This is a genomic window from Nocardia sp. GP40, assembly GCF_050434125.1.
Taxonomy (GTDB): Bacteria; Actinomycetota; Actinomycetes; order Mycobacteriales; family Mycobacteriaceae; genus Nocardia; species Nocardia albiluteola.
Map to the genome: position 1 here is coordinate 1 of NZ_JBNPVW010000010.1, position 22,198 is coordinate 22,198.

Sequence of the window (22,198 nt, forward strand, 5' to 3'; positions counted from 1 at the left end):
TCGCAGCGAGCCACGCGAGGGCAGAGACCGCATAAGCTACACCCCGCCGTCCTGGGTGTCCGGACATCAGCCCCGGACAAAGATGACCTTAGGGAAGACCGCATCCGCACCGCCAAAGACACCGGTCTACGCAACCTCCCGTTCCATGGTTTCAACGCCAACCGGATCTGGCTGGCCATCGTCACCCTCGCGCTCGACCTGATCGCCTGGCTACAGACGATCGCCCTGCACGACCAGCCCGCCCGCCGATGGGAACCGAAAACCCTTCGCCTGCACCTGTTCTCGATCCCCGCCCGGATCGCCCGCCACGCCCGCCGGGTCCACCTACGACTATCGCGCACAGCATCGGCCACCAACCTCGCGCTCACCGCGATCGACCGGCTACAGGCCACCTGACCAGGCCGAACCCGCCCCAACAACCAACGAAAGGACCACCCCCGGGCCCGTGGAACCCGGCAGCCAACCCGCGGCACGGGCCGACCCTTCACACCGTTCTGCGGCCACACCGGCCACAGACGCGCCACCAAACCCCATCAGGCCAGCACGTCACCGCCGCGAAATATTGAGGTTAGCTGTCAGCAACCCCATAGGGCGCGAACCCGCGCGGCGTGACCTGCAATTTTCTGATGCCCGGATAACAGCTGTGGTGGCGTATTGCCTTTGACCTGCGCAAACGCGGCGCAGGTAAAGCGCCTCCGGCTGGCCTGGTATCGCCTGTACCAGATGCGGCCACGGCGGCGCGGCGCCCGCCTCGCCCAGATGTGAGCCTGCTCGCTGAGCACACCCGCAGGAGCCCCTGCTCGCCTGCAATTCCGCAGATTACGGAAAGTACCGGTACCGTGAGGCGATATACTCGATGTTGATTATTGGGGTTTTCAGTGCCCTGAAACTGAACCCGCCAACGGTGGTGGAAAGTACATTGCGCATACTGACCGGGTCGTCGCCCCGGACGCAATTGCTGGCCCAGTTCGACCAGTATTGCTCGACGTTCCAGCTCCGGTACCCGAATGTCGTGCAGCAGTTGGTGCCACATTTACCTCCGGTCTCGCACAGGTCACTGATCTCGCAGCCCTGCGTTCCCGGGCAGCTTCGGCTTCAGTCAATGTCGCCGGTGGGTTGACGTTCAGTTGTACGGCTTGTACGACGGAGCCGTGCCCGACGCCATACTGCGACAGTTGGTTAACGTATTGCCCTGCGAGGAGGTCTTGGCAAAGCCGCTTCGCGGCATCCAGGCCGGCGTTGATCGGTGTACCGGCGCCGAGACGAATCACCGGGTGGTAGTAAGTGCCCCAGCAGATGACGGCGACTGCAGGGTGGGCGATGACAAATTTGGTGTTTTCGTCGGCGGCAACTCCACTCGTGTCGCAGTGGCATACGGCGTTCGTGCTCCCAGCATCAGTAGATCCGAGTGCCGAGGACACCCGTGCCCGCGAAAGACTGGTCAGGTGATCGTTATCGGGGCCGCGTCGGCGTCGACCTTGCAGTAAACTCGGCCGATCAATGCAATATCCGCTCGTTTGGCGTCGGAGATCTGCTTATCGAGCACAATGCCCGGCCTGCAGTCGCCCGCGCCCGAGATCACACCCGCGACCTTTGTGTCGTATGGTCTGCAGCTTGGTTCCAAAGTCTTCCCGCTAGAGCTGATAACCATCACCGTTCCGGGTTCTGATTGCCCAACTGCGGAAATCTCGAACTGCTCGGCGCAGTCTCCGCCGGTCAGATAAACATCGCCGGTGACCCGAATGTCACCTTGAAATAATCCCGCTAGGATGCCGCCGGTCGAGACCAGGCCGATCCCGTTCACGCTTTCCGCACTTACACCTATGCCCCCGTTACCTGCGCTCTGGTTCTTTCCGTAAACGCCGCTGGCCGTTGTGTTGTCGACCTGACCGAAAACGCCTTCTCCTCCGGCGATTCCGCCTCTCCCAAATACGCCGATACCTGTTCCGGTATGCTCGCCGTAGACCGCACTGTCACTCGGACTCGTTGTAGTCGCGTGTACCGCGTTACTACCAGGGCCGGCACCAGTGGCCGTAGCCAAAACCGGAAACTGTCAAGGGGTATGCAGGCCGCAGTTCAATTTCCCCGGATACCGGTGGTGGCGACCACCGGCCGATTTCCGGGCCCGGGCGGAGTCGCGGCCCTCCCGCGCGGTCGTGGTCTTCACCGGGGCGAGGTTGGTGAGCCGCCGCAGTACCGCAGTGCGTGACGGTGGCGAAAGCCTGCTTACCGTGCATTCCCGATCGATTCCCCGGCAGATCGATGCCCACCCCAACTCGCGCCGCGTCTCGATTGCGTCGTTTCGAAGCCTAATGACCAGTGACAACCGCCCACCCTCGAGAGCAGCATGGATGGACCGCCCGTGCAGGGCTGTCATCGACACGGATGGATCCAACACGCGTTGGCTGGGGTTTCACCGCTTCATGAAAGTTATCCGCCTGGTCGAGGGAGGTTCAACGATGCGTCGTCTCATCATGTGCTGTGACGGCACGTGGGATACACCTAGCCAGTTGGCGGTCACGAATGTGCGCCGCATGTACAACGCTCTGGCAGATTCCATGAGCAACGGGGAGGAGCAGCTCGCGCAGTATCAGTCTGGGGTGGGTACCGAGAGCGGTGAGCTGCTCGGCTGGCTGCTGGGAGGGACCACCGGGGCGGGATTATCGAGCAACGTGATGGCCGCCTATCACTGGCTGACCTCTAAGTACCGACCCGGAGACAAAATCGCCCTATTCGGTTTCAGTCGTGGCGCGTACACGGCGCGCAGCACCGCGGGCATGATCGCCGCGTGCGGATTGATCGATACCCGATGCGTGGATGAAGACACGGTCCGGCGTCAGATCCGGCAGGTCTACCAGCGGAGGTACCACCTAGGGCAGGCCGCAGATCCCAGGTGGAGCGACGGTCTCCGATTCAGCTACGCCCCTGAGCGGGATCCGATGCCGGTGGACTTCATCGGCGTGTGGGACACCGTCGGGTCACTGGGCATCCCGGACACCCTCGGCGGGCTCAGCCTGCTGGACCCCGCCCGTCGCTATGCGTTCCTCGACGTGAAGCTCAACCCAGCCGTGCGTCACGGCCGCCACGCGATAGCGCTCGATGAGCAGCGGAGTGAGTTCACCCCGACGTTGTGGTCCGAGCCGGAGCCGGATCAGGACGTCAAGCAGGTCTGGTTCCCGGGAAGCCACACCGACGTGGGCGGCGGCCATCAGGAGAAGGGGCTGAGCGATGGCGCGCTGAAGTGGATGATCGAGGAGGCGCGTGCCGCGATCGGAGTCGAATTCCGCAAGCAGGTGGAGGACCAGATCCGGCCCAACGCGCTCGATACACTGCACGACGACAACCAGGGGATCTACGGCCTGTTCGAGCCGTTGTACGAGCCGCTGCTGCGCCCACTTCTCGAACCGATTTTCCAACCGCGGCCCCGTGCCACCCCGATGATCGACAACGACGGGAACAATCCCTTGCTGCACTCGTCGGTGTACGAGCGTCACCAAACTCCACCGATCGTCACCGGACCGTACCGGCCCACCAAGATGCTGACGCCGGGCGAGTCCAGCACCGTCACCGTGTCCGCCCGTGATCCGTTGAACTGGACGGGCCTCTACCTCGAAGCCGGCGACTACACCTTCGCCGCGACCGGTGAGTGGACCGATCTCGGCATCCGGTCCGGGCCCGCGGGCCCGGTGGGCTGGAGGCGGTTCCAGCCGGGAGGGGCCATCCATTTGGTCGGCACGCTGATCGGCCAGGCGGAGCGACTTTTCCGGCGCGTGACCCGGAACCCGAGTGCGTACTTCCCGCTGTCCCGCCGCGACGAGGATATGCCGTGGATGTCGCTCGTCGGCCTCGTCGCCAACGACGCGATCCCGCTCGAAGGAGCACAGGCCCTGCACGAGCAGATCGCCATCGGCGCCGGCACGAACCACCGGGTATGCCGCCCCGGGTACCTGTACGCCTTCGCCAACAACGCGTGGGGCTTCTACGGCAACAACCAGGGCAGTGTGCAACTCGAAGTGACCAGGAACAGCTGAGCGATCAGAGCCGCTCCCTCGGTCCGACGGTCACCCGCCGGTTGCGACCACAAGAAAGTTGGGCTGGCGCGCGCATACCTCGACACCGGGCGCGGTGCGAGGAACCCGCTCGGCCGCGGCGGCGTCCAGATATCGCCACACCGTCGCCGTGTTTGCGCGAGGTAGCCCAAAGCTGTTCGAACACCGGATGATCGACCGAAAACACGAACCGCCCCGAACCGGTCCGCAGCATGTAGCGAAGCCTGCGGCGTCGTTAGAGGTCCGTCTCGTGTGGGGCGGGTGAAGAGAGTGCCGAGCCGCCGAAGAGAGGGCCTGATGAGTGTCGTTGATGGCTAGTTCCACCACGTCGGGGTCCGGTCTGGACCAGGTTCGAGCTTTGCAGCATGCGCTTTACCGGGCGGCCGAAGCCGATCCTCGGCGACGGTTTCATGCGTTGCGGGACAAGGTCTTCCGCAGAGACGTCCTGTGGCGGGCGTGGGTCGCGGTGCGCGCAGTACGGGGTTGACCGGCTGACCGGATGAATTGGCCGTCGAACTGCGGGCAGGACGGATGACCGGACCGTAGGTGTGGGCGCCTCCACCCGCTCGTACGACGGCGCCAGCACCCGGGCAGTTGTCGTCCCGCGACAGTAAGGTGCGCGGTATGGAGTCGGGTTGGCCACCTCTACAGGAACCGGAGTCGAAGCGCATCTGGGACGACGTGGTCACCGGAGTCGCCACCGACCTGGGTGCCCATGCCGCCGACCTTGCCGTCCGGGTGGCTGACCTGATGCTTGCGGAGCTACCGGAGTTCATCTCCGACGCCGAGGCTTACACACAGGAGGTCGCTTCGGTGGAGGCGTCCCTGCGCGCGATCTCGGGTCAGCTCCAGCGCGGGGGTGACCCCCGAGCGGTGATCCTGCCCGAGGCTACGGTGGCGGTAGCGAGAACTGGGGTGCACCGGCTGGTGGCGCTGACCCCGATGCTGCGCTCGTACCGGCTGGGCCACCAGGTCGTGTGGCAGTGGTTGCTGGCGCGGATCTCTGAGCGGACCCTGGAGCCTGTTGTGCTGGCCAGGGCTGCAGATCTGCTCTCGGCATGGTTGTTCGCTTTCATCGATGCCTCTTCGAGCCTGGGGGAGCAGCTGTACGAGACCGAGCGTGACCAGTGGATGCGCAGCGCGATGGCGGCGCGGGTCGAGGCGGTCGAGGCGATCCTGTCCGGTCGTGAGCGTGACGCGCGACGGGCCTCCGCGCGGCTCGGCTACGAGCTGGGGCGCCACCACGTCGGCGTGGTCGCGTGGGTGGAGTCGGCACCGGAGGGATCGGATCCGCAGCCGGCGCTCAACCGGCTTCTGCAGCAGCTGGGCCGGCTGGTCGGTGCCGATGCCGTGCTGGTGTGTCCTCGCGGTGCGAAGAGCAGCGTTGCCTGGATCAGTCGGGCTCGCGCGTTCGACGACGGCGATCTCGGCGGGATCGCCGTCTCGGTTGAGGCGACCACGAACGAGTTCGCCCCTCTGCTGGCGGTGGGCAACCCGGGCCACGGGTTGTCGGGCTTCCGGCTCAGTCAGGTGCAGGCCGGCCATGCCCGGCGCGTGGCGACCATGACCGGTGCAGCGACCGGCTCGGTGACCCGGTACGACGAGGTCGCGGTGGTCGCGATGGCCACGGTGGACCCTGAGCAGGCCAGGGCGCACGTTGTAGGTGTGCTGGGCGGTCTGGCCGCCGACGACGAGGCGACTTATCGGGTAGCCGAGACGCTGGCGGTCTATCTCGAGGAGAACCACAGTCGCAACCGTGCCGCCGCGCGGCTGCACATCCACCCGAACACGGTCAACTACCGGGTCCGGCAGGCCGAGAGCATCCTCGGTCACGTGATCGGGGGTAGCGATCTCGATCTCCGCGTGGCGCTGGCCCTGCTGCCTGCCATGCGCGGGCTCCTCTCCAGCTGACCCCACCTGTGAGTTGCCGACTGTTGCGGCTGCACAGTGAGGCGACCGAAATCTGTCGCGGCTGACCGAGACGGCACATGCCTGCGGTTCGTAGTGTCCTGCATCACAGGGCCACATGGCCCACCGAAGATTGCCCAGGAGACTGCCATGACCATTGAGTTATCCGTGTAATTCGAGCCCGACCGACGTCGCCCTGCGCGAGGACGCCCGCGCCGATGCGCCCGCGCCGCGCAGCCATCTGGGAACCGAGTTCGCCAAGCCACCGTAAATGGCGTTGACCTTCTTCCCCGCCGCCGCGACCACAGGCCGGCCCCACCCGACCCAGGAGGCGATGGCTGCCGAGCACGGCAAATACGACAAGAAGCGCCTGCGACGTACCCACGCCGACGGAGGACTCGACGTCATCGAGCTGGCCTGACGGCGCCCCGCCACGGTGGAAGCACACCCATTCAATCGAAGGAGATCTTCATGTCCACTCTCGACAAGGTCGCGGTGCTCGGCGCCGGAGTGCTCGGCGGGCAGATCGCTTGGCACTCGGCTGTCAAAGGGAAAACCGTCACCGTCTATGACATTTCAGTGGAGGCCCTGGATCGCTGCCGGGCCGCTCATGAGCAGTACGCGGCTATCTACCTCGCCGAGGTCGGCGTGTCGGTTCACGACATCGCTGACACTCGCGCGCGGCTGACCTACGCGACCAGCCTCGCCTCAGCGGTATCGGGCAAGGATCTGGTAATCGAGGCCGTCCCCGAGATTCCCGAGGTCAAGACCCAGGTCTATCGGGAAATGGCGCCACTGCTTTCCCCGCGCACGCTCATCGCCACCAACTCCTCGACGCTGCTGCCCCGCGACTTCGCGGAAGTTACCGGACGTCCAGCCAAGTATTGCGCGATGCACTTCGCCAACATGATCTGGGCGATGAACGTTGTCGAAATCATGGCCCATCCCGGAACAGCGGACGACGCCCTCGCCGCGGTGACCGAGTACGCCATCGAGATCGGCATGATCCCGATTCCGGTCCGCAAAGAACAGAACGGCTACATCCTCAACACCTGGTTCGTGCAACTGCTCAACGCGAGTCAGACCCTCGTCACGAACGGCATCGCCACACCCGAGGACATCGACCGCACCTATTTGATCGTCAATCCCGGTGCACCCCGCGGCCCGATGGGAGCCTTCGACATGGTGGGCATGCAAACGGCGTATAACGTTGTCGCCCATTGGGGTTCGGTGACCGGCGACGAGCAGATGCTCGCCAACGCCCGTTACATCAAGGAGAACTTCCTCGACAAGGGCAAGCTGGGCATGCAAACCGGCGAGGGCTACTACACCTACCCCGATCCCGCTTACGCCGACCCCGGATTCCTTGCGGTGCCCGCCATTTCCCAGGCAGCCGAGATCGCCGCGTTGGCGCGGCTCACCTAGAGAAGCGACCCAGGCAGGGCGGCTACGGCGACCCGCACCTACCGGCGCCCTTCACCTCGGACCGACCCCGTTCGATCGAAAGGTACTCCGACGATGTCAACCCATCCAGCACCAAATATCGCACCACCCGATGAGCGTGTCGCGCACCCGAATCGGTTCGCCGCGTCCCACGACGACAGGCGCGGCACATCACGAGGACAGAGGTGAACCGAGTGAAGAGCAGAACCCTGGCGAGCGTAGTTGCCATCCTCGCTCTGGTCGTCGGCATGCTCGCCGCATGCGGCCGTGACAACACCGAGACAGGCGGGCAATCCGCTACCGAGCTCGCGGCCACCGCAGTCGATGCCTACACCTACGCGTACCCGCTGGTGACAATGGAATACACGCGGCGGGCGTTCACCAACGTCGCATCGCCCGACGCCGGCCACGCCCCGCAGGGGCAGTTCGTCCGCAAACGCGAATACCCGGACGCACAATTCAGGGCCGTTACCGCACCCAATGCCGACACCCTTTACACGACGGCATGGTTCGATGTCGCCAAGGAACCGTGGATCGTCAGCGTGCCCGACATGGGAAATCGCTACTACCTGTTGCCGATGCTCGACGGCTGGACCAACGTGTTCGCCTCTCCGGGCAGCCGCACCACCGGCACCAAGGCCCAAACATTCGCGATTACCGGCCCCGGTTGGAAGGGCACGCTGCCCGCCGGTGTCACCGAATACAAGTCGGACACCGACATGGTGTGGCTACTCGGCCGGATCTATTCCACCGGCACCCCCGAAGACTACGCAGCCGTGCACACGTTGCAAGACCAGATCACCGCAGTGCCGCTGTCGTCCTACGGCAAGCCCTACACCCCCACACCCGGCACGGTCGACCCGTCGATCGACATGAAGACCGCCGTCCGCGATCAGGTCAATGCACTGGACGGGGCGTCCTTCTTCAAGCTGTTCGCGAGCTTGCTCGCGACCAACCCGCCGTCCGCCGCCGACGCCCCGATGCGCGCCCAAGTGGGCAAACTGGGCATCGTGCCCGGCCGGGACTTCGGCGCGACCACGCTCGATCCGGTGGTGACCAAAGCCATTGCCGACGCACCGAAAACTGCGCAGAGCAGGATCATGGCCTGGGCGAAGGCCGGTGTGGCCGCCGGTGACAATTCGTTGCAGGACGGCTGGCTGTTCACCACCAAGACCGGCCAGTACGGCACGAACTACATCCAACGCGCCTACATCACCGCCGTCGGGCTGGGCGCCAACCTGCCACAGGACGCCATCTATCCGATGTCCCAGGGGACGAGCCCGACACAGACATACAGCGGCGCCAACAAATACGTCATGCACTTCGACAAAGGACATATGCCGCCGGTCAAGGCCTTCTGGTCGCTGACAATGTACGACGCCGACTACTTCTTCGTCGCCAATCCACTCAAGCGATACACCCTGAGCCAACGCAACCCGCTGAAGGAGAACCCCGACGGTTCGGTCGACCTGTACATCCAGGCCGACTCCCCGGGTGCGGACAAGGAATCGAACTGGCTACCGGCACCCAAGGACCGGTTCAACCTCATGCTGCGCATGTACTGGCCGACAGACAATCCGCCATCGCTTCTCGACGGAAGCTGGAAAATCCCAGCGGTCAAACAAACCCCCGCCTGACCACTCGCCACACATTCGATCGTCCCCTCCTCAGTAACTGGATGCTCCACCGCTGAGCGGGGTACGTGGCTTCGGCCTGCACCCCCCGCTGGCAGGCCGCCGCTCAACCTTGGCCGAACTGGTCTCGCACACAAAGCCTTCCACCACGGAAGTACAACCGAGGAAACAACCGATGAGGAAAACCGCCACCGCCGTGCTCGCCGCGACCGCCCTCGCGCTGACCGCGGCGACCGCCGACGCGACCCCACTACCCCACTACACCGAAAATGCCGGCGTCCACTACGAAGTCACTCGGCTAGGCGATGCCGCGCAACTGACCATCAGCGGCGGAGCCCTGAGAGTCGCCGCAGGCCAACTCGTCCTCACCGATCCCACCAACCAGCCGATCGCGGCGATCCCGCTCACGTACCGCGTCGACAACACCGCCTACCCGATCGCTGCCCGAATCGACGGTGACACAGCAACACTCACCCCCGACAAGACCGCCGGACAACCCGTGCCAGCAGCACAGGCCGTCACCAGCGACCAGACCATCACCACCGATCGGGCCGCCGACCAGATCGCTGAATCCTTCAACCCCCGTGACGCCCAAGCCCTCGGCGTGTTCGCCCAGCGCGCCGCCGTCGCAGCCGCCGTCAGCGCGGTCCTGGGCGCTGTACTCGGCGCGGGCGCCGGGTGCCTGGTCGGTGCGGCTGCCGGTGCCGCGCTCACCAGTCCCGTTCTGGCACTACTGGTCCCCTTCGTCGGCGCCACCATCGCGGGCTGTGTCTTGGGTGCCGCCACCCTCGGCGCCGTCGGAGCGATGGCCGGCCTCGTCGTCAAGAATCTGCGGCCGAACCGCCTGTCGCCGATCGTTGCCGGCGGCGCCGGCAGGCGGCGCCCGCTGCATAAGGTCACCGCCACCGATGCCTGTGCCGGGCAAGGCCCTGCGGATGGCTTCGGCATAGGTGGCCGACCCATCGCGGACGACACGTCGACACCGGGGCTGGTCCGTAGCCAGGCTGCGAGAGTTTCGGAATTCCGGTCGGCCAGGGTCGTCATCCACATCGCATGGCAAGCACTCGTTACCTCCGCGACGAGGTGATGCCGGTCCGCCCCGCGGGATCGAACAGACCCGGCCACCGCTGCGGACCTTCCCCTGCCCGTATCGAGGCACTGCCCGGCTCGAACAGCCGCCGAGATCACACGGACACAACCCATTTCGCAACGCCAACTGCAACAGAAAGAGAAGGAACCATCGTGGACCGATTCGACATCACCATGACCAACATCGCCGTGCGGCGCTTGATCGAGACCACCGACAACCCGCGGCACCGATACCTGCTGCAAGCCTACGACCGGCATCGCAATCTGGAGATGGCTGGACGATGGAAGGAGATCTTCGCCCCGGACATGACCATCGAACATCCCGTCTACCACTTCAACGTATTCGGAATGAACACCGTCCTCGATGGCGCCGAGGCGGTGCAGGCCGTCTACAGCGAGTGGACTGGCACCGGCCAGTGCATCTTCTATGCCGCTGACGAGACGCTCGCGGTCGGCGACAACATGATCTGCTCGACCGCGGCGATCTACCAGCAGACACCCGGTTCGATCCTCGCCGCAGGCGGAGTCGACGTCGACCCGGACGCGACCTACCTCGTCAAGAACGTCGAGCACATGATCTGGCCCTACGACGACCAGGGCCGACTGGTCGGCGAGGACGTGTGGGAGATCGACGAATCCCAGCGCGAGATCATCACGCTGGATCCCGCGCAGGTCCTCACCGTCGAGCGTTCGGGGGAACTGCTCGCCCCGCTCATCAAGCCGCTGCCGCCCCGCCCCTTCTGATCCCCCAGCCTTCCGGACGCTCACCGAACCGGTGAGCGTCCGGAAGCTGAGCGCACTCTCTGGAAGAGTTCCTTGGTGTTTGAACGTTGTGCGGGCGGGGAATCTCTGAACCCGACGACGTTGTCGCAGTTCAGAGCCCTAAAGCGCCCCCGGCAGGAATCGAACCTGCGACCTAGGGATTAGAAGGCCCTTGCTCTATCCAACTGAGCTACGGAGGCAGTGCGGCACCAAACACCATGCCTGGTCGGAGGCATGCTGTCCAGCGGGTTGATTATAGCGACCGTCCAGGTCCATCCGAGTTGATGGTGAGCAACCAACGGGCCTGTCAGCCACGTCACAGCGGTTGCCGCCGGGGTCGGGGCGGGGGCGCCGGGGCCCTCGAACGGCATTAGGCTCGACGGCATGTCGTCGCCGCAAGACCCGTCCGCCGAACCTGTCAGCCAGGCCACCCGGTCGGATTCCGCGGCGATGTTCCCGGTACTCACCACCATGGCGGTGGCGCTGGCGGCATTCGTCGCACCGCTGGTCGTGGGTCTGTCCGCGGCGCAGGCGCTGACCCTGCTCGGCATTCCCGATCCCGGGCCGCTGACCACCTACGGGCTGCCCGCGCTGCGGGCGATCACCGATCTGTGCGCGGCTCTGACGATCGGATCGTTGCTGTTCGCCGCGTTCCTGACCCCGCCGCAGCGCGACGGCCTGCTCGATGTGGGCGGGTACCGCGCGCTGCGGCGCGCCGGGATCTGCGCGCTGGTCTGGGCGGGCGCCTCGGCGCTGCTGGTGCCCCTGACGCTCTCGGACACCACCGGGCAACCCGTGCGCACCATCTGGCGCCCCGACCAGGTGTGGCATGCGATCGGTCAGGTCGAGGTCGCCGGGGCGTGGCGGTTCACCGCCGTCATGGCGTTGGTGCTCGCGATCGGGTGCCGCCTGGCACTGCGCTGGGGATGGACGCCGCCGCTGTTCGGCTTGTCGCTGCTGTGCCTGCTGCCGATCGCGCTCACCGGGCACTCGTCGGCAGGCGGGGCACACGACGTCGCGACCAACAGTCTGATCCTGCATCTGGCGGGGGTCACGGTGTGGACCGGCGGGCTGTTCGCGGTGCTCGCGCACGCGGTCCGCGGCGGCGCGCACACCGATCTGGCCGCGCGCCGGTTCTCCGCCGTCGCGGCCTGGGCCTTCGGCATCGTCGCGATCAGCGGCGTGATCAACGCCTGGGTGCGGGTGCCGTTGAGCGATCTGTTCACGACCACCTACGGACAGTTGGTCGTCGCGAAGACCGCGGCGCTGTGCGTGCTGGGCGTCATCGGATTCGTGCAGCGGCGCAAGGCGATTCCCGCGCTGGCCGCCGATCCGTCCGATCGGGGCGCGCTGATTCGCTTCGCCGGTGTCGAGGCGCTGATCTTCGCGGCCACCATCGGGCTCGCGGTGGGGCTGGGCCGCACGCCGCCGCCGGATCTGAAGACGGTGCCGACCCCCGTCGAGGTGGAGATCGGGTATTCGTTGCCCGGGCCGCCGACGATCACGCGGGTCCTGTTCGACTGGCGCTTCGACCTGATCTTCGGAACGCTTGCGATCGTGCTGGCGACGCTGTACCTCGTCGGGGTCCGGCGGCTGCGGGCCCGCGGCGACGCGTGGCCGGTCGGGCGCACCGTCTCCTGGATGTGCGGGTGCGCGGTGCTGCTGTTCGCCACCAGCTCCGGCGTCGGCCGGTACGCCCCCGCCATGTTCAGCGTGCACATGGCCCAGCACATGATGCTGGCCATGCTGGCGCCGATCCTGTTCGCGCTCGGCGGCCCGGTGCTGCTGGCGCTGCGGGTGTTGCCCCCGGCAGGCAAGGACGGCGCGCCCGGGCCGCGCGAGTGGATCCTCGCGGCGGTGCACAATCCGGTGTCGCGGTTCCTGACCCAGCCGGTCATCGCGGCGGTCATTTTCGTCGCTGGTTTCTACGCGCTGTACCTCGGCGGGATCTTCGACGCCTCGCTGAATCTGCACGGCGCGCACCTGGCGATGAATCTGCACTTCCTGCTCTCGGGCTACCTGTTCTACTGGGTGGTGCTCGGGATCGACCCGAAGCCGCGCCAGGTGCAGCCGATGACCAAGGTCGGCATGGTGTTCGGTTCATTGCCCTTCCATGCCTTCTTCGGCCTGGCGCTGATGAGCCTGACGACCACGGCCATGGGCGGCTGGTTCTATCGAGGTCTGGGGCTGAGCTGGGATCACGATCTGCTCGGCGATCAGCACACCGGCGGCGGCATCGCGTGGGCCAGCGGTGAGATCCCGCTGGTGGTGGTGATGCTCGCGTTGCTGATCCAGTGGTCGCGCAGTGATTCGCGCGAGGCCAAGCGCATCGACCGGGCCGCCGAACGCGATCACGACGCCGAATTGGCCGCGCACAACGCCATGTTCGCCGAATTGGCCCGGCAGGACCGGGAGCAGCGGTGACGATCAGCGGGGTGGCGCGCCTGTATCGCTCCGACGTGCGCGCGGCGCGGATGCGCCTCGGCGATCACATCCGAGTGACGCCGGTGTTCCACACCGAGATCCTCGGGCCGCACGGGCCGGTCAAGGTGACGCTCAAGCTGGAGCATCTGCAGCACGGCGGCACCTTCAAGGTGCGCGGCAGCCTCAACGCCCTGCTGTCGGCCGGTGCCGACGAGCGTCCGGTGATCATCGCCTCGGGCGGCAATGCGGGCATCGCGGCGGCGCTGTCCTGCGCGATTCTGGGCCGCCCGTGCACGGCCGTGGTGCCCGAGTCCGCACCCCACACCAAGGTGGCCGCCATGTGGGCCTACGGCGCCGAAGTGCTCTGGTACGGAACGACATACGCGGACGCCCACCGCCACGCCGACGAACTCGCCGCCGAGCGCGGCGCGGTGCAGCTGCACGCCTACGACCTGCCCGCGGTGGTTGCCGGGGCGGGCACGCTCGGGCTGGAGATCGAGCGGCAGGTGCGGGGGCGGCCGCCGGTCTTGGTGGCGGTGGGGGGCGGGGGCCTGGCCGGGGGCATGGCCGCCGCGCTGGGCCCGCGCGGGCGGGTGATCGGTGTCGAACCCAAGGGCGCGCCGACGTTGCACGCCGCACTCGCCGCGGGCCGCCCGGTCGACGTGCATGTCAGCAGTATTGCCGCGGATGCGTTGGGCGCCACCAGGATCGGTGCCATCGCGATGGAGCTCGCGCAGCGGTACGCCATCGGTTCGGTCCTGGTCGGCGACGACGCGATCGCGATGGCGCGGGAGTATCTGTGGCGGGAGTTCCGGATCGTGGTCGAGGCGGCGGGTGCGACAGCGCTGGCCGCGATTCAGAGCGGGGTCTACGTGCCCGAACCGGGGGAGCGGCCGGTGGTGGTGCTGTGCGGTGCCAATACCGATCCGACGACGCTGTAGGCGAGATCATCCGGAACAGTGGATGTTCACATCCGGAAAGTTATCCACAATTTCGGATTCTCGGTGGCGGGACGGTCCGGGATCGACAACGCTGGGTTTCGTCTCCAGGGCCGCAGGGCTCGCGGAGTGGGGGCTGAATTCGCGTGCAATGTCGAACATCGAGGGGTGGAATCATGTACGAGGCATATACGGCCCTGATCGGCAATGTGGTGACACATCCGGTGCGGCGCACGCTGGCCAGCGGGGAACAGATGGTGACGTTCCGGATGGCCAGCAATGCCCGCCGGCTCGACCGCGACCGTGGCGAATGGGTCGACGGCGGCTCGCTGTTCGTCACCATCAACTGCTGGCGGCGGCTCGTCGACGGAGTCGACGCCTCGCTGCGGCTGGGCGACCCGATCATCGCCTACGGGCAATTGCGCTCGAACGAGTACCACAGCAAGGACGGCGTCGCCAGGCATGATCTGGAGCTGCGGGCCAGCGCCCTCGGGCCGGATCTGGGCCGCTGCACCGCGACGGTGCAGCGCCGCAACCGGAACTCCCCGCAGGTCGCGAGCGTTACCCCTGCGGCTGTCCCGTACGCTGCCCCACTCGATGCCGAAGGCGTCGTGCAGGCGCCCCCCGATACCCCCACCACCCTCGACGAAGACGCTCCGCGTCACCGATAGGATCCCGAGCATGGCTGAGTTCATTTACCAGATGAGGAAAGTTCGTAAGGCACACGGCGACAAGGTCGTCCTGGACGATGTGACCTTGAACTTCCTGCCCGGCGCCAAGATCGGTGTCGTCGGTCCGAACGGCGCCGGTAAATCGAGCGTGCTGAAGATCATGGCCGGACTGGATCAGCCGAACAACGGCGAGGCCTGGATCGCGCCGGGCTCGACGGTCGGCATCCTGCAGCAGGAGCCGCTGCTGAACGAGGAGAAGACCGTTCGCGGCAACGTCGAGGAGGGCCTCGGCGAGGTCAAGGTGAAGCTGGACCGCTTCAACGAGATCGCCGAGCTCATGGCCACCGACTACTCCGACGAGCTCATGGACGAGATGGGCAAGCTGCAGGAGTACCTGGACCACGCCGACGCGTGGGACGTCGACTCCCAGCTCGAGCAGGCCATGGACGCGCTGCGCTGCCCGCCGCCGGACGAGCCGGTCACCAACCTGTCCGGTGGTGAGCGCCGCCGCGTCGCGCTGTGCAAGCTGCTGCTGAGCAAGCCCGATCTGCTGCTGCTGGACGAGCCGACCAACCACCTGGACGCCGAGAGCGTGCTCTGGCTCGAGCAGCACCTGGCCTCCTATGCGGGCGCCGTGCTGGCCGTCACCCACGACCGGTACTTCCTGGACAACGTCGCGGAATGGATCCTCGAGCTGGACCGCGGCCGCACCTACCCGTACGAGGGCAACTACTCCACCTATCTGGAGAAGAAGGCCGAGCGGCTCGAGGTCCAGGGCAAGAAGGACCAGAAGCTACAGAAGCGCCTCAAGGAGGAGCTGGCCTGGGTGCGTTCGGGCGCCAAGGCCCGTCAGGCCAAGAACAAGGCCCGCCTGGGCCGCTACGAGGAGATGGCGGCCGAGGCCGAGAAGCACCGCAAGTTGGACTTCGAGGAGATCCAGATTCCCGCGGGTCCCCGCCTGGGCAACGTGGTGGTCGAGGTGGGGCACCTGGACAAGGGCTTCGGCGACCGCCAGCTCATCAAGGATCTGTCGTTCACGTTGCCGCGCAACGGAATCGTCGGCGTGATCGGCCCCAACGGCGTTGGTAAGACCACGCTGTTCAAGACCATCGTCGGACTGGAGTCGCCCGACAGCGGCACCGTCACCGTCGGCGAGACGGTCAAGCTGAGCTACGTCGACCAGAACCGCGCCGGCATCGACCCGAACAAGAACGTGTGGCAGGTCGTGTCGGAGGGGCTGGACTTCATTCAGGTCGGCAGCCAGGAAATGCCCTCGCGCGCGTACGTCAGCGCGTTCGGCTTCAAGGGGCCCGATCAGCAGAAGCCCGCCGGGGTGCTCTCCGGTGGTGAGCGCAACCGCCTGAACCTGGCGATGACCCTCAAGCAGGGCGGCAACCTGATCCTTCTCGACGAGCCGACCAACGACCTCGACGTGGAAACTCTCGGCTCGCTCGAGAACGCGCTCGAGCAGTTCCCCGGTTGCGCCGTGGTCATCTCCCACGACCGCTGGTTCCTCGACCGCACCTGCACCCACATCCTCGCGTGGGAGGGCGACGACGACAGCGAGGCCAAGTGGTTCTGGTTCGAGGGCAACTTCGAGGCATACGAGGCCAACAAGATCGAGCGGCTCGGACCGGAGGCGGCCCGTCCGCATCGGGTCACGCACCGCAAGCTCACCCGGGATTGATACCCGGCAAGGCTTCGGCTACCAAGGAGTAACAATCCGGCGAAACGTGTGATTCGCCACATTTCGTCGAGGCGCCAAATGATCTCCGGCGCAACATTTGTCGGGCTTCACCTGCTTTTTCGGTGACGCCCGGGCGTGGTCGTACCAACCGGGCCGTTCTGGTGGTTGGGCGCCGTCCTCGCATTGGGAGTAAATCCGCCCCCGACGCGTACGGCGCCCAGCTACTCTCGACTCCGGCGTCACTTTGTTACGGAACCGAGTCCGAGGAGTTGGCGAAGAAAATGACCGTCTCGTCCGAATTGTCCAGTGCCGCGTGGGCGGCGGGTTTGCCGGAGCCGCTGCGAAGTGAACTCGCGGCGCTCGAAGAGGCGTACTTCCGCCACGTGGACGCCGGCGATGTGGACTGCGCTATCACAGGAAGCTCGAGCCAGGTGTTCCGCCGACACCTCGAGCTGGGTATGCAACGCCGTGCCGGGGAGCGCCGGGTACTGGTGCACAATCCGGACGACGGTTCCGGACTGGGTGCCGCGGTGCAGCTGGTCACCGACGACATGCCCCTGCTGGTCGAATCGGTGACCGCCGCCCTGACCCGCATCGGGGTCAGCGTCAGCGAGGTGATCCATCCGATCTTCGAGGTCATCCGCGATGCCGATGGCCGGCTCGAATCCGCCGCCGCTCACGAGGTCGACAGGAACGGCGTGTCCGGGCTGCGTGAATCGTGGATGCACGTGCAGTTGCACCCGTCGACCAGCCGCGAGCTACTGACCCGGGTCGAGAACGAGATTCCCGACGTACTCACCGACGTGCGCCAGGTCATCGGCGATACCGAGGCCATGCGCGCCATGCAGGACAGCCTGGCCAACGAGCTGAGCCGCGCGGCCAAGAAGGGCACGCCGCCCTTCTCTCCGACCGATCTGGTCGACTGCGCGAATCTGCTGCGATGGCTCGCCGCCGGCAATTTCACCGTGCTCGGCTACGCCCGCTACGAACGCGACGCCTCGGACTCGAAATCGGTTGTGGTGCCGGATAGTTGCCTCGGCGTGCTGCGCCCGGATGTCGGCACGGACTTCCGGGTACCCGTCAACGGGGCCGACAAGCCGCTGCTGCTGCTGACCCAGGGCCTGGTCCCGGCGACGGTGCACCGGTCGGTCTATCCGTACTTCGTGGGCGTCGCCGACTTCGACGACGCGGGCAAGCTCATCGGCAAGCACGTGTTCATCGGCGTCTTCACCGTGAGCGCCCTGCACGCGAACGTGCTGGACATCCCGGTCATCGAGCGCCGCGTGCGGTCGGTCATCGAGGCCAGCGGGTTCGACCTGGATTCGTTCTCCGGCCAGGGCATGCTCGAGGTGATCCAGTCCTTCCCGCGCACCGAGCTGTTCTCCTCCGACGTGGACACGATGCGCCGCACCGCCAGCGCGGTGCTCAACGTCAGCATGCGCCGTCAGGTGCGACTGTTCATGCGCTCGGACTCCTATGGCAGATTCGTGGCCTGCCAGGTCTACCTGCCGCGCGACCGCTACACCACCAGGGTCCGTCTCGAGATGCAGGACATTCTGGTCCGCGAACTGGGCGGCGTCTCGATCGACTATTCGGCACGCGTGTCCGAAAACGAGCTCGCCAGTGTGTATTTCACGGTGCGTCTCGCGCAGCCCGGCACCCCGGTGGATTCCTCCGAGGCGAACCGCGTGCGCATCCAGGATCTGCTCGCGCGGGCCAGCCGCACCTGGGACGACGATCTGCGCGAGGAGGTTTCCACCTCCGCCGTGCTCGATCCCGCTGTCGTGCAACGGTATTCGTCCGCACTGCCCGAGGCGTACAAGGAGGATTTCGAGCCCGTCCGCGCGCTGGCCGATATCGTCCGGCTCGAGCGCCTGGGCGAGGGTCGCATCGACCAGCATCTGTACCGGCGTCCCGAATCCGAGCCCGGCTCATGGCGTTTCACCCTCTATGTCAGCGGTGGGATCTCGCTGAGCCAGGTACTCCCGCTGCTGCAGAGCCTCGGCGTGGAGGTGGTCGACGAGCGCCCCTATCAGCTGACGTTCGAGGACGAACAGGTCTGCTGGATCTACGATTTCGGCCTCCAGGCACGTCCCGACCTGCTGCGGCTGTCACTGGACCGCAACATGGACGCGCAGCTCGTCGAGACCTCCGCCCGGCTCGACGAGCTCGAGGCTCGGGAACGCGGGCTGCGCGAGCGGTTCACCGACGCGTTCCGCGCGCTGTGGTATGAGCGCGCCGAGGCAGACGCGCTGGACGAACTGGTGCTGCGCGCGGCGCTGGACTGGCGCACGGTGTCGATCCTGCGGGCGTACTCGAAGTACCTGCAGCAGGCCGATTTCCCCTACAGCCAGGCCAACATCGCGCGCGTGCTGCTGGGCGCGCCCGATGTGGCGCGGCTGTTCGTGGAGCTGTTCGCGGCGATGTTCGACCCGGACTCGGCCTCGGCGGAGCGCGCGGCCGAGCTCGAGGCCGCGGTGGCCGAGCGGATCAACGAGGTGGTGAGCCTGGATGCGGACCGCATCCTGCGCGCCATCCTGAGCCTGGTGAAGGCGACGCTGCGGACCAACTACTACCGCACCGACGACAACGGCGATTCGCGGCCGTATCTGTCGATGAAGGTGGAGCCGCGCGAGATCACCGAATTGCCCAAGCCCAGGCCGCAATTCGAGATCTTCGTGTATTCGCCCCGGGTCGAGGGCGTCCACCTGCGGTTCGGCCCCGTGGCGCGTGGCGGGTTGCGCTGGTCCGACCGCCTGGAGGATTTCCGCACCGAGATTCTGGGCCTGGTGAAGGCACAGGCGGTGAAGAACGCGGTGATCGTGCCCGTGGGCGCCAAGGGCGGATTCGTGGTCAAGCACCCGCCGGCCACCACCGGGGATCCGGCGGCCGATCGCCAGGCGCTGCAGGCCGAGGGCATCGCGTGCTATCGCACATTCATCTCGGGTCTGCTCGATGTGACCGACAATGTCGATCACGCCTCGGGCACGGTGGTGCCTCCAGCGCGGGTGGTGCGCCGCGACGGCGACGACACCTACCTGGTGGTCGCTGCCGACAAGGGCACCGCGACGTTCTCCGACATCGCCAATGATGTTGCGCAGCAGTACGGTTTCTGGCTCGGTGACGCATTCGCCTCGGGCGGTTCGGCGGGCTACGACCACAAGGCGATGGGCATCACCGCCAAGGGCGCCTGGGAGAGCGTGAAGCGTCACTTCGCCGAGATGGACATCGACACGCAGGCACAGGATTTCACCGTGGTCGGCGTCGGCGACATGTCCGGCGACGTCTTCGGCAACGGCATGCTGCTGTCCCGCCATATCCGCCTGGTGGCCGCGTTCGATCACCGGCACATCTTCCTGGATCCGAACCCGGACGCCGCGACCTCCTATGTCGAGCGGGAGCGGATGTTCGCCCTGCCCCGGTCGTCGTGGGCCGATTACGACGCCTCGCTGATCAGCGAGGGCGGCGGGGTCTGGGACCGCACGGTCAAGGCCGTGCCTATCAGCGCCCAGGCGCGCGCGGTGCTGGGCCTGGGCGACGGGATCACCTCGTTGTCCCCGCCGGAGCTGATGCGGGCGATCCTGCTGTCCCCGGTGGACCTGCTGTGGAACGGCGGTATCGGCACGTACGTCAAGGCCAGCACCGAATCGAATGCCGACGTCGGCGACAAGGCCAACGACGCGATCCGCGTGAATGCGAACGCGATGCGGGTCAAGGTGATCGGCGAGGGCGGTAATCTCGGCGCCACCGCGCACGGCCGGATCGAGTTCTGCGCCAACGGCGGCAAGATGAACACCGACGCGCTGGACAACTCGGCGGGCGTGGACTGCTCGGACCATGAGGTCAACATCAAGGTTCTGCTCGACGGCGTGGTGACCAGTGGCGAGCTCGCGGCCGCCGATCGCAACCCGCTGCTGGCCTCGATGACCGACGATGTGTCCGCGATGGTGCTGGCGGACAATGTCTCCCAGAACTTCCTGATGGGCATGTCCCGCGCCGAGGCGTGCCGGATGCTGAACGTGCACATGCGCGTCATCGACGAGCTCGAGGCGCAGCGCGGCCTGGACCGCGAGCTCGAGGCGCTGCCCACGGACGCGCAGATGAAGCGCCGCGCCGAGGAGGGTCGCGGACTCACCTCGCCCGAACTGGCGAACCTGATGGCGCACGTGAAGCTTTCGCTCAAGGCCGACCTGCACCAGACCGATCTGCCCGACAGTCCCTACTTCTCCGCGCGGCTGCCGCAGTACTTCCCGGCTCCGTTGCGCGAGCGGTTCGGGGCGGCGATCAAGCGGCATCGACTCAGCAGTGAGATCGTCACGACGATGGTGGTGAACGAGATGGTCGATCTCGGCGGCATCACCTACGCGCATCGCCTGAACGAGGAGATCGGCGCCAGCGCCAGCGATGCGGTGCGGGCGTTCGCCGCGGCCGGTCAGATCTTCGATCTGCAGTCGATCTGGGATCGCATCCGCACCGCGGACACCTCCATCGCGGTCAAGGACGAGCTGGAGCTCGAGACCAAGCGCACCCTGGACCGTGCCTCGCGCTGGCTGCTGACCAACCGCCCGCAGCCGATCGCTGTGGGCTCGGAGATCCACCGCTACAGCGATGGGGTGCGTGAGCTGGCGCCGAAGGTGCCCGGCTGGCTGCGCGGCCACCACATCGACACGCTGCAGGAGCAGTCGACGACGCTGATCTCGCGCGGCGCGCCGGAGGAGCTGGCGACCGAGGTGTTCGGCCTGCTGAACCTGTTCCCGCTGCTGGACGTGATCGACATCGCCGACATCACCGAACGCGACGGAGCCGAGGTGGGTGCGCTCTATTACGCGCTCAACGAGCACCTCAAGATCGACTGGTTGCTGCAGGCGGTCAGCCATCTCGAACGCGGTGACCGCTGGCACGCACTGGCCAGGCTCGCGCTGCGCGACGATATGTACTCATCGCTGCGCTCGCTCACCCTGGACGTGCTCTCCGGCGGCGAACCGGAGGAGACTGCCGAGGAGAAGATCGCGTACTGGGAGTCGAAGAACCAGGCCCGCCTCGGCCGCGCCCGCGCGGCCCTGTCGGAACTGTTCGAATCGGGCACCCATGATCTGGCCACCCTCTCGGTGGCCGCTCGCCAGGTTCGCAGCATGGTCAGCGGCGTCGGCGCGCAGTCGGAGACCATGCGCTGAGTGATCCGTGCCGGTGCCTTCACGCGAGGCACCGGCACGGACCGGACTTCCCGGTCCGGGGTACCGACTCTGCTGCTCCAGGCCATGGCTCGGGTATCCGGGGTTGTCCCGGCGATCGCGCGAGTCGAGTTCACAGGGCCCGTCCACCCCGGCGGTCGGACCTCGGCGTGCTCCGTGTATCAATGCTGCCGCGGCGCAGCGCGATTCCTGTCGATGGGGCGCAAGTCCACTACCAGCGGGGTACCGCCCTCGAACCAGGTACGATGCAGCTCCAGGATTCTGGTGCGGTTCGGGACGCCCCCGCGGTGAAAGACATTCTCCGGCAGGACATCACAATCCCCGCGCCGAATCCACTGCAAACACCCGCCGTCGCCCGGCCTGATCGTGCCCCTGTACCCGCGTGCCGTAGCCGGTTGTGG

The 22,198-nt window shown here is 66.5% G+C and carries 14 protein-coding genes and 1 tRNA gene; 13 read left to right on the forward strand and 2 right to left on the reverse strand.

Annotation, left to right across the window (positions count from 1 at the left end):
* Window positions 1-396: transposase (locus tag ABH933_RS27540; protein WP_429412871.1), on the forward strand; the 396-nt coding region annotated here is incomplete at its 5' end.
* Between the two features lie 1,045 nt (window positions 397-1,441).
* On the opposite strand, the gene ABH933_RS27545 is transcribed toward ABH933_RS27540, so the two are convergent.
* Complete coding sequence (locus tag ABH933_RS27545) at window positions 1,442-1,804, reverse strand: hypothetical protein (RefSeq protein WP_429412873.1); 363 nt, start codon at window positions 1,802-1,804, stop codon at window positions 1,442-1,444.
* 352 nt (window positions 1,805-2,156) lie between these two features.
* Here ABH933_RS27545 and ABH933_RS27550 point away from each other — a divergent pair, with 352 nt between their 5' ends.
* The 7 genes from ABH933_RS27550 (at window position 2,157) to ABH933_RS27580 (ending at window position 10,867) form a co-directional block, all read left to right on the forward strand.
* Complete coding sequence (locus ABH933_RS27550) at window positions 2,157-4,031, forward strand: DUF2235 domain-containing protein (RefSeq protein WP_429455143.1); 1,875 nt, start codon at window positions 2,157-2,159, stop codon at window positions 4,029-4,031.
* Between the two features lie 642 nt (window positions 4,032-4,673).
* Window positions 4,674-5,960, forward strand: coding sequence for a PucR family transcriptional regulator (locus ABH933_RS27555; protein WP_429412877.1), 1,287 nt, complete (start codon window positions 4,674-4,676; stop codon window positions 5,958-5,960).
* A gap of 268 nt (window positions 5,961-6,228) precedes the next feature.
* Window positions 6,229-6,378 (forward strand): hypothetical protein, encoded by a 150-nt coding sequence (locus ABH933_RS27560; protein WP_429412879.1) that lies wholly within the window; start codon window positions 6,229-6,231, stop codon window positions 6,376-6,378.
* Between the two features lie 50 nt (window positions 6,379-6,428).
* Entirely contained in the window at window positions 6,429-7,382 is a 954-nt protein-coding gene (locus ABH933_RS27565) for a 3-hydroxyacyl-CoA dehydrogenase (RefSeq protein ID WP_429412881.1), read from the forward strand.
* Between the two features lie 266 nt (window positions 7,383-7,648).
* Window positions 7,649-9,037 (forward strand): DUF1254 domain-containing protein, encoded by a 1,389-nt coding sequence (locus ABH933_RS27570; protein WP_429415525.1) that lies wholly within the window; start codon window positions 7,649-7,651, stop codon window positions 9,035-9,037.
* A gap of 172 nt (window positions 9,038-9,209) precedes the next feature.
* On the forward strand, window positions 9,210-10,121 hold the full coding sequence (locus ABH933_RS27575; protein ID WP_429412883.1) for a hypothetical protein: 912 nt from the start codon (window positions 9,210-9,212) through the stop codon (window positions 10,119-10,121).
* A gap of 155 nt (window positions 10,122-10,276) precedes the next feature.
* Window positions 10,277-10,867, forward strand: coding sequence for a hypothetical protein (locus ABH933_RS27580; RefSeq protein ID WP_429412885.1), 591 nt, complete (start codon window positions 10,277-10,279; stop codon window positions 10,865-10,867).
* Window positions 10,868-11,011: 144 nt separating this feature from the next.
* Here the strand turns inward: ABH933_RS27580 and ABH933_RS27585 are convergent.
* Window positions 11,012-11,085 (reverse strand) — tRNA-Arg (locus ABH933_RS27585).
* Window positions 11,086-11,269: 184 nt separating this feature from the next.
* On the opposite strand from ABH933_RS27585, the gene ABH933_RS27590 reads away from it, so the two are divergent.
* The 5 genes from ABH933_RS27590 (at window position 11,270) to ABH933_RS27610 (ending at window position 21,779) form a co-directional block, all read left to right on the forward strand.
* Entirely contained in the window at window positions 11,270-13,309 is a 2,040-nt protein-coding gene (locus tag ABH933_RS27590; RefSeq protein ID WP_429412887.1) for a cytochrome c oxidase assembly protein, read from the forward strand.
* Entirely contained in the window at window positions 13,306-14,250 is a 945-nt protein-coding gene (locus ABH933_RS27595) for a threonine/serine dehydratase (RefSeq protein ID WP_429412889.1), read from the forward strand. Before ABH933_RS27590 ends, ABH933_RS27595 begins: the two co-directional genes overlap by 4 nt.
* A gap of 173 nt (window positions 14,251-14,423) precedes the next feature.
* Entirely contained in the window at window positions 14,424-14,918 is a 495-nt protein-coding gene (locus ABH933_RS27600) for a single-stranded DNA-binding protein (protein ID WP_429412891.1), read from the forward strand.
* 10 nt (window positions 14,919-14,928) lie between these two features.
* Window positions 14,929-16,605, forward strand: coding sequence for an energy-dependent translational throttle protein EttA (gene ettA, locus ABH933_RS27605; protein WP_429412894.1), 1,677 nt, complete (start codon window positions 14,929-14,931; stop codon window positions 16,603-16,605).
* A 281-nt stretch (window positions 16,606-16,886) separates the two neighbouring features.
* A complete protein-coding gene (locus ABH933_RS27610) occupies window positions 16,887-21,779 on the forward strand; it encodes an NAD-glutamate dehydrogenase (protein WP_429412896.1) in 4,893 nt (1,630 codons plus the stop codon).
* Window positions 21,780-22,198: the final 419 nt, after the last annotated feature.

What these genes read in the sequence shown, in the direction of transcription:
- ABH933_RS27570 (WP_429415525.1), top strand. Translation starts at nt 7,649, where the DNA reads ATGCTCGCCGCATGCGGCCGTGACAACACCGAGACAGGCGGGCAATCC.
- ABH933_RS27600 (WP_429412891.1), top strand. Translation starts at nt 14,424, where the DNA reads ATGTACGAGGCATATACGGCCCTGATCGGCAATGTGGTGACACATCCG.
- ABH933_RS27575 (WP_429412883.1), top strand. Translation starts at nt 9,210, where the DNA reads ATGAGGAAAACCGCCACCGCCGTGCTCGCCGCGACCGCCCTCGCGCTG.
- ABH933_RS27560 (WP_429412879.1), top strand. Translation starts at nt 6,229, where the DNA reads ATGGCGTTGACCTTCTTCCCCGCCGCCGCGACCACAGGCCGGCCCCAC.
- ABH933_RS27590 (WP_429412887.1), top strand. Translation starts at nt 11,270, where the DNA reads ATGTCGTCGCCGCAAGACCCGTCCGCCGAACCTGTCAGCCAGGCCACC.
- ABH933_RS27565 (WP_429412881.1), top strand. Translation starts at nt 6,429, where the DNA reads ATGTCCACTCTCGACAAGGTCGCGGTGCTCGGCGCCGGAGTGCTCGGC.
- ABH933_RS27610 (WP_429412896.1), top strand. Translation starts at nt 16,887, where the DNA reads ATGACCGTCTCGTCCGAATTGTCCAGTGCCGCGTGGGCGGCGGGTTTG.
- ABH933_RS27555 (WP_429412877.1), top strand. Translation starts at nt 4,674, where the DNA reads ATGGAGTCGGGTTGGCCACCTCTACAGGAACCGGAGTCGAAGCGCATC.
- ettA (WP_429412894.1), top strand. Translation starts at nt 14,929, where the DNA reads ATGGCTGAGTTCATTTACCAGATGAGGAAAGTTCGTAAGGCACACGGC.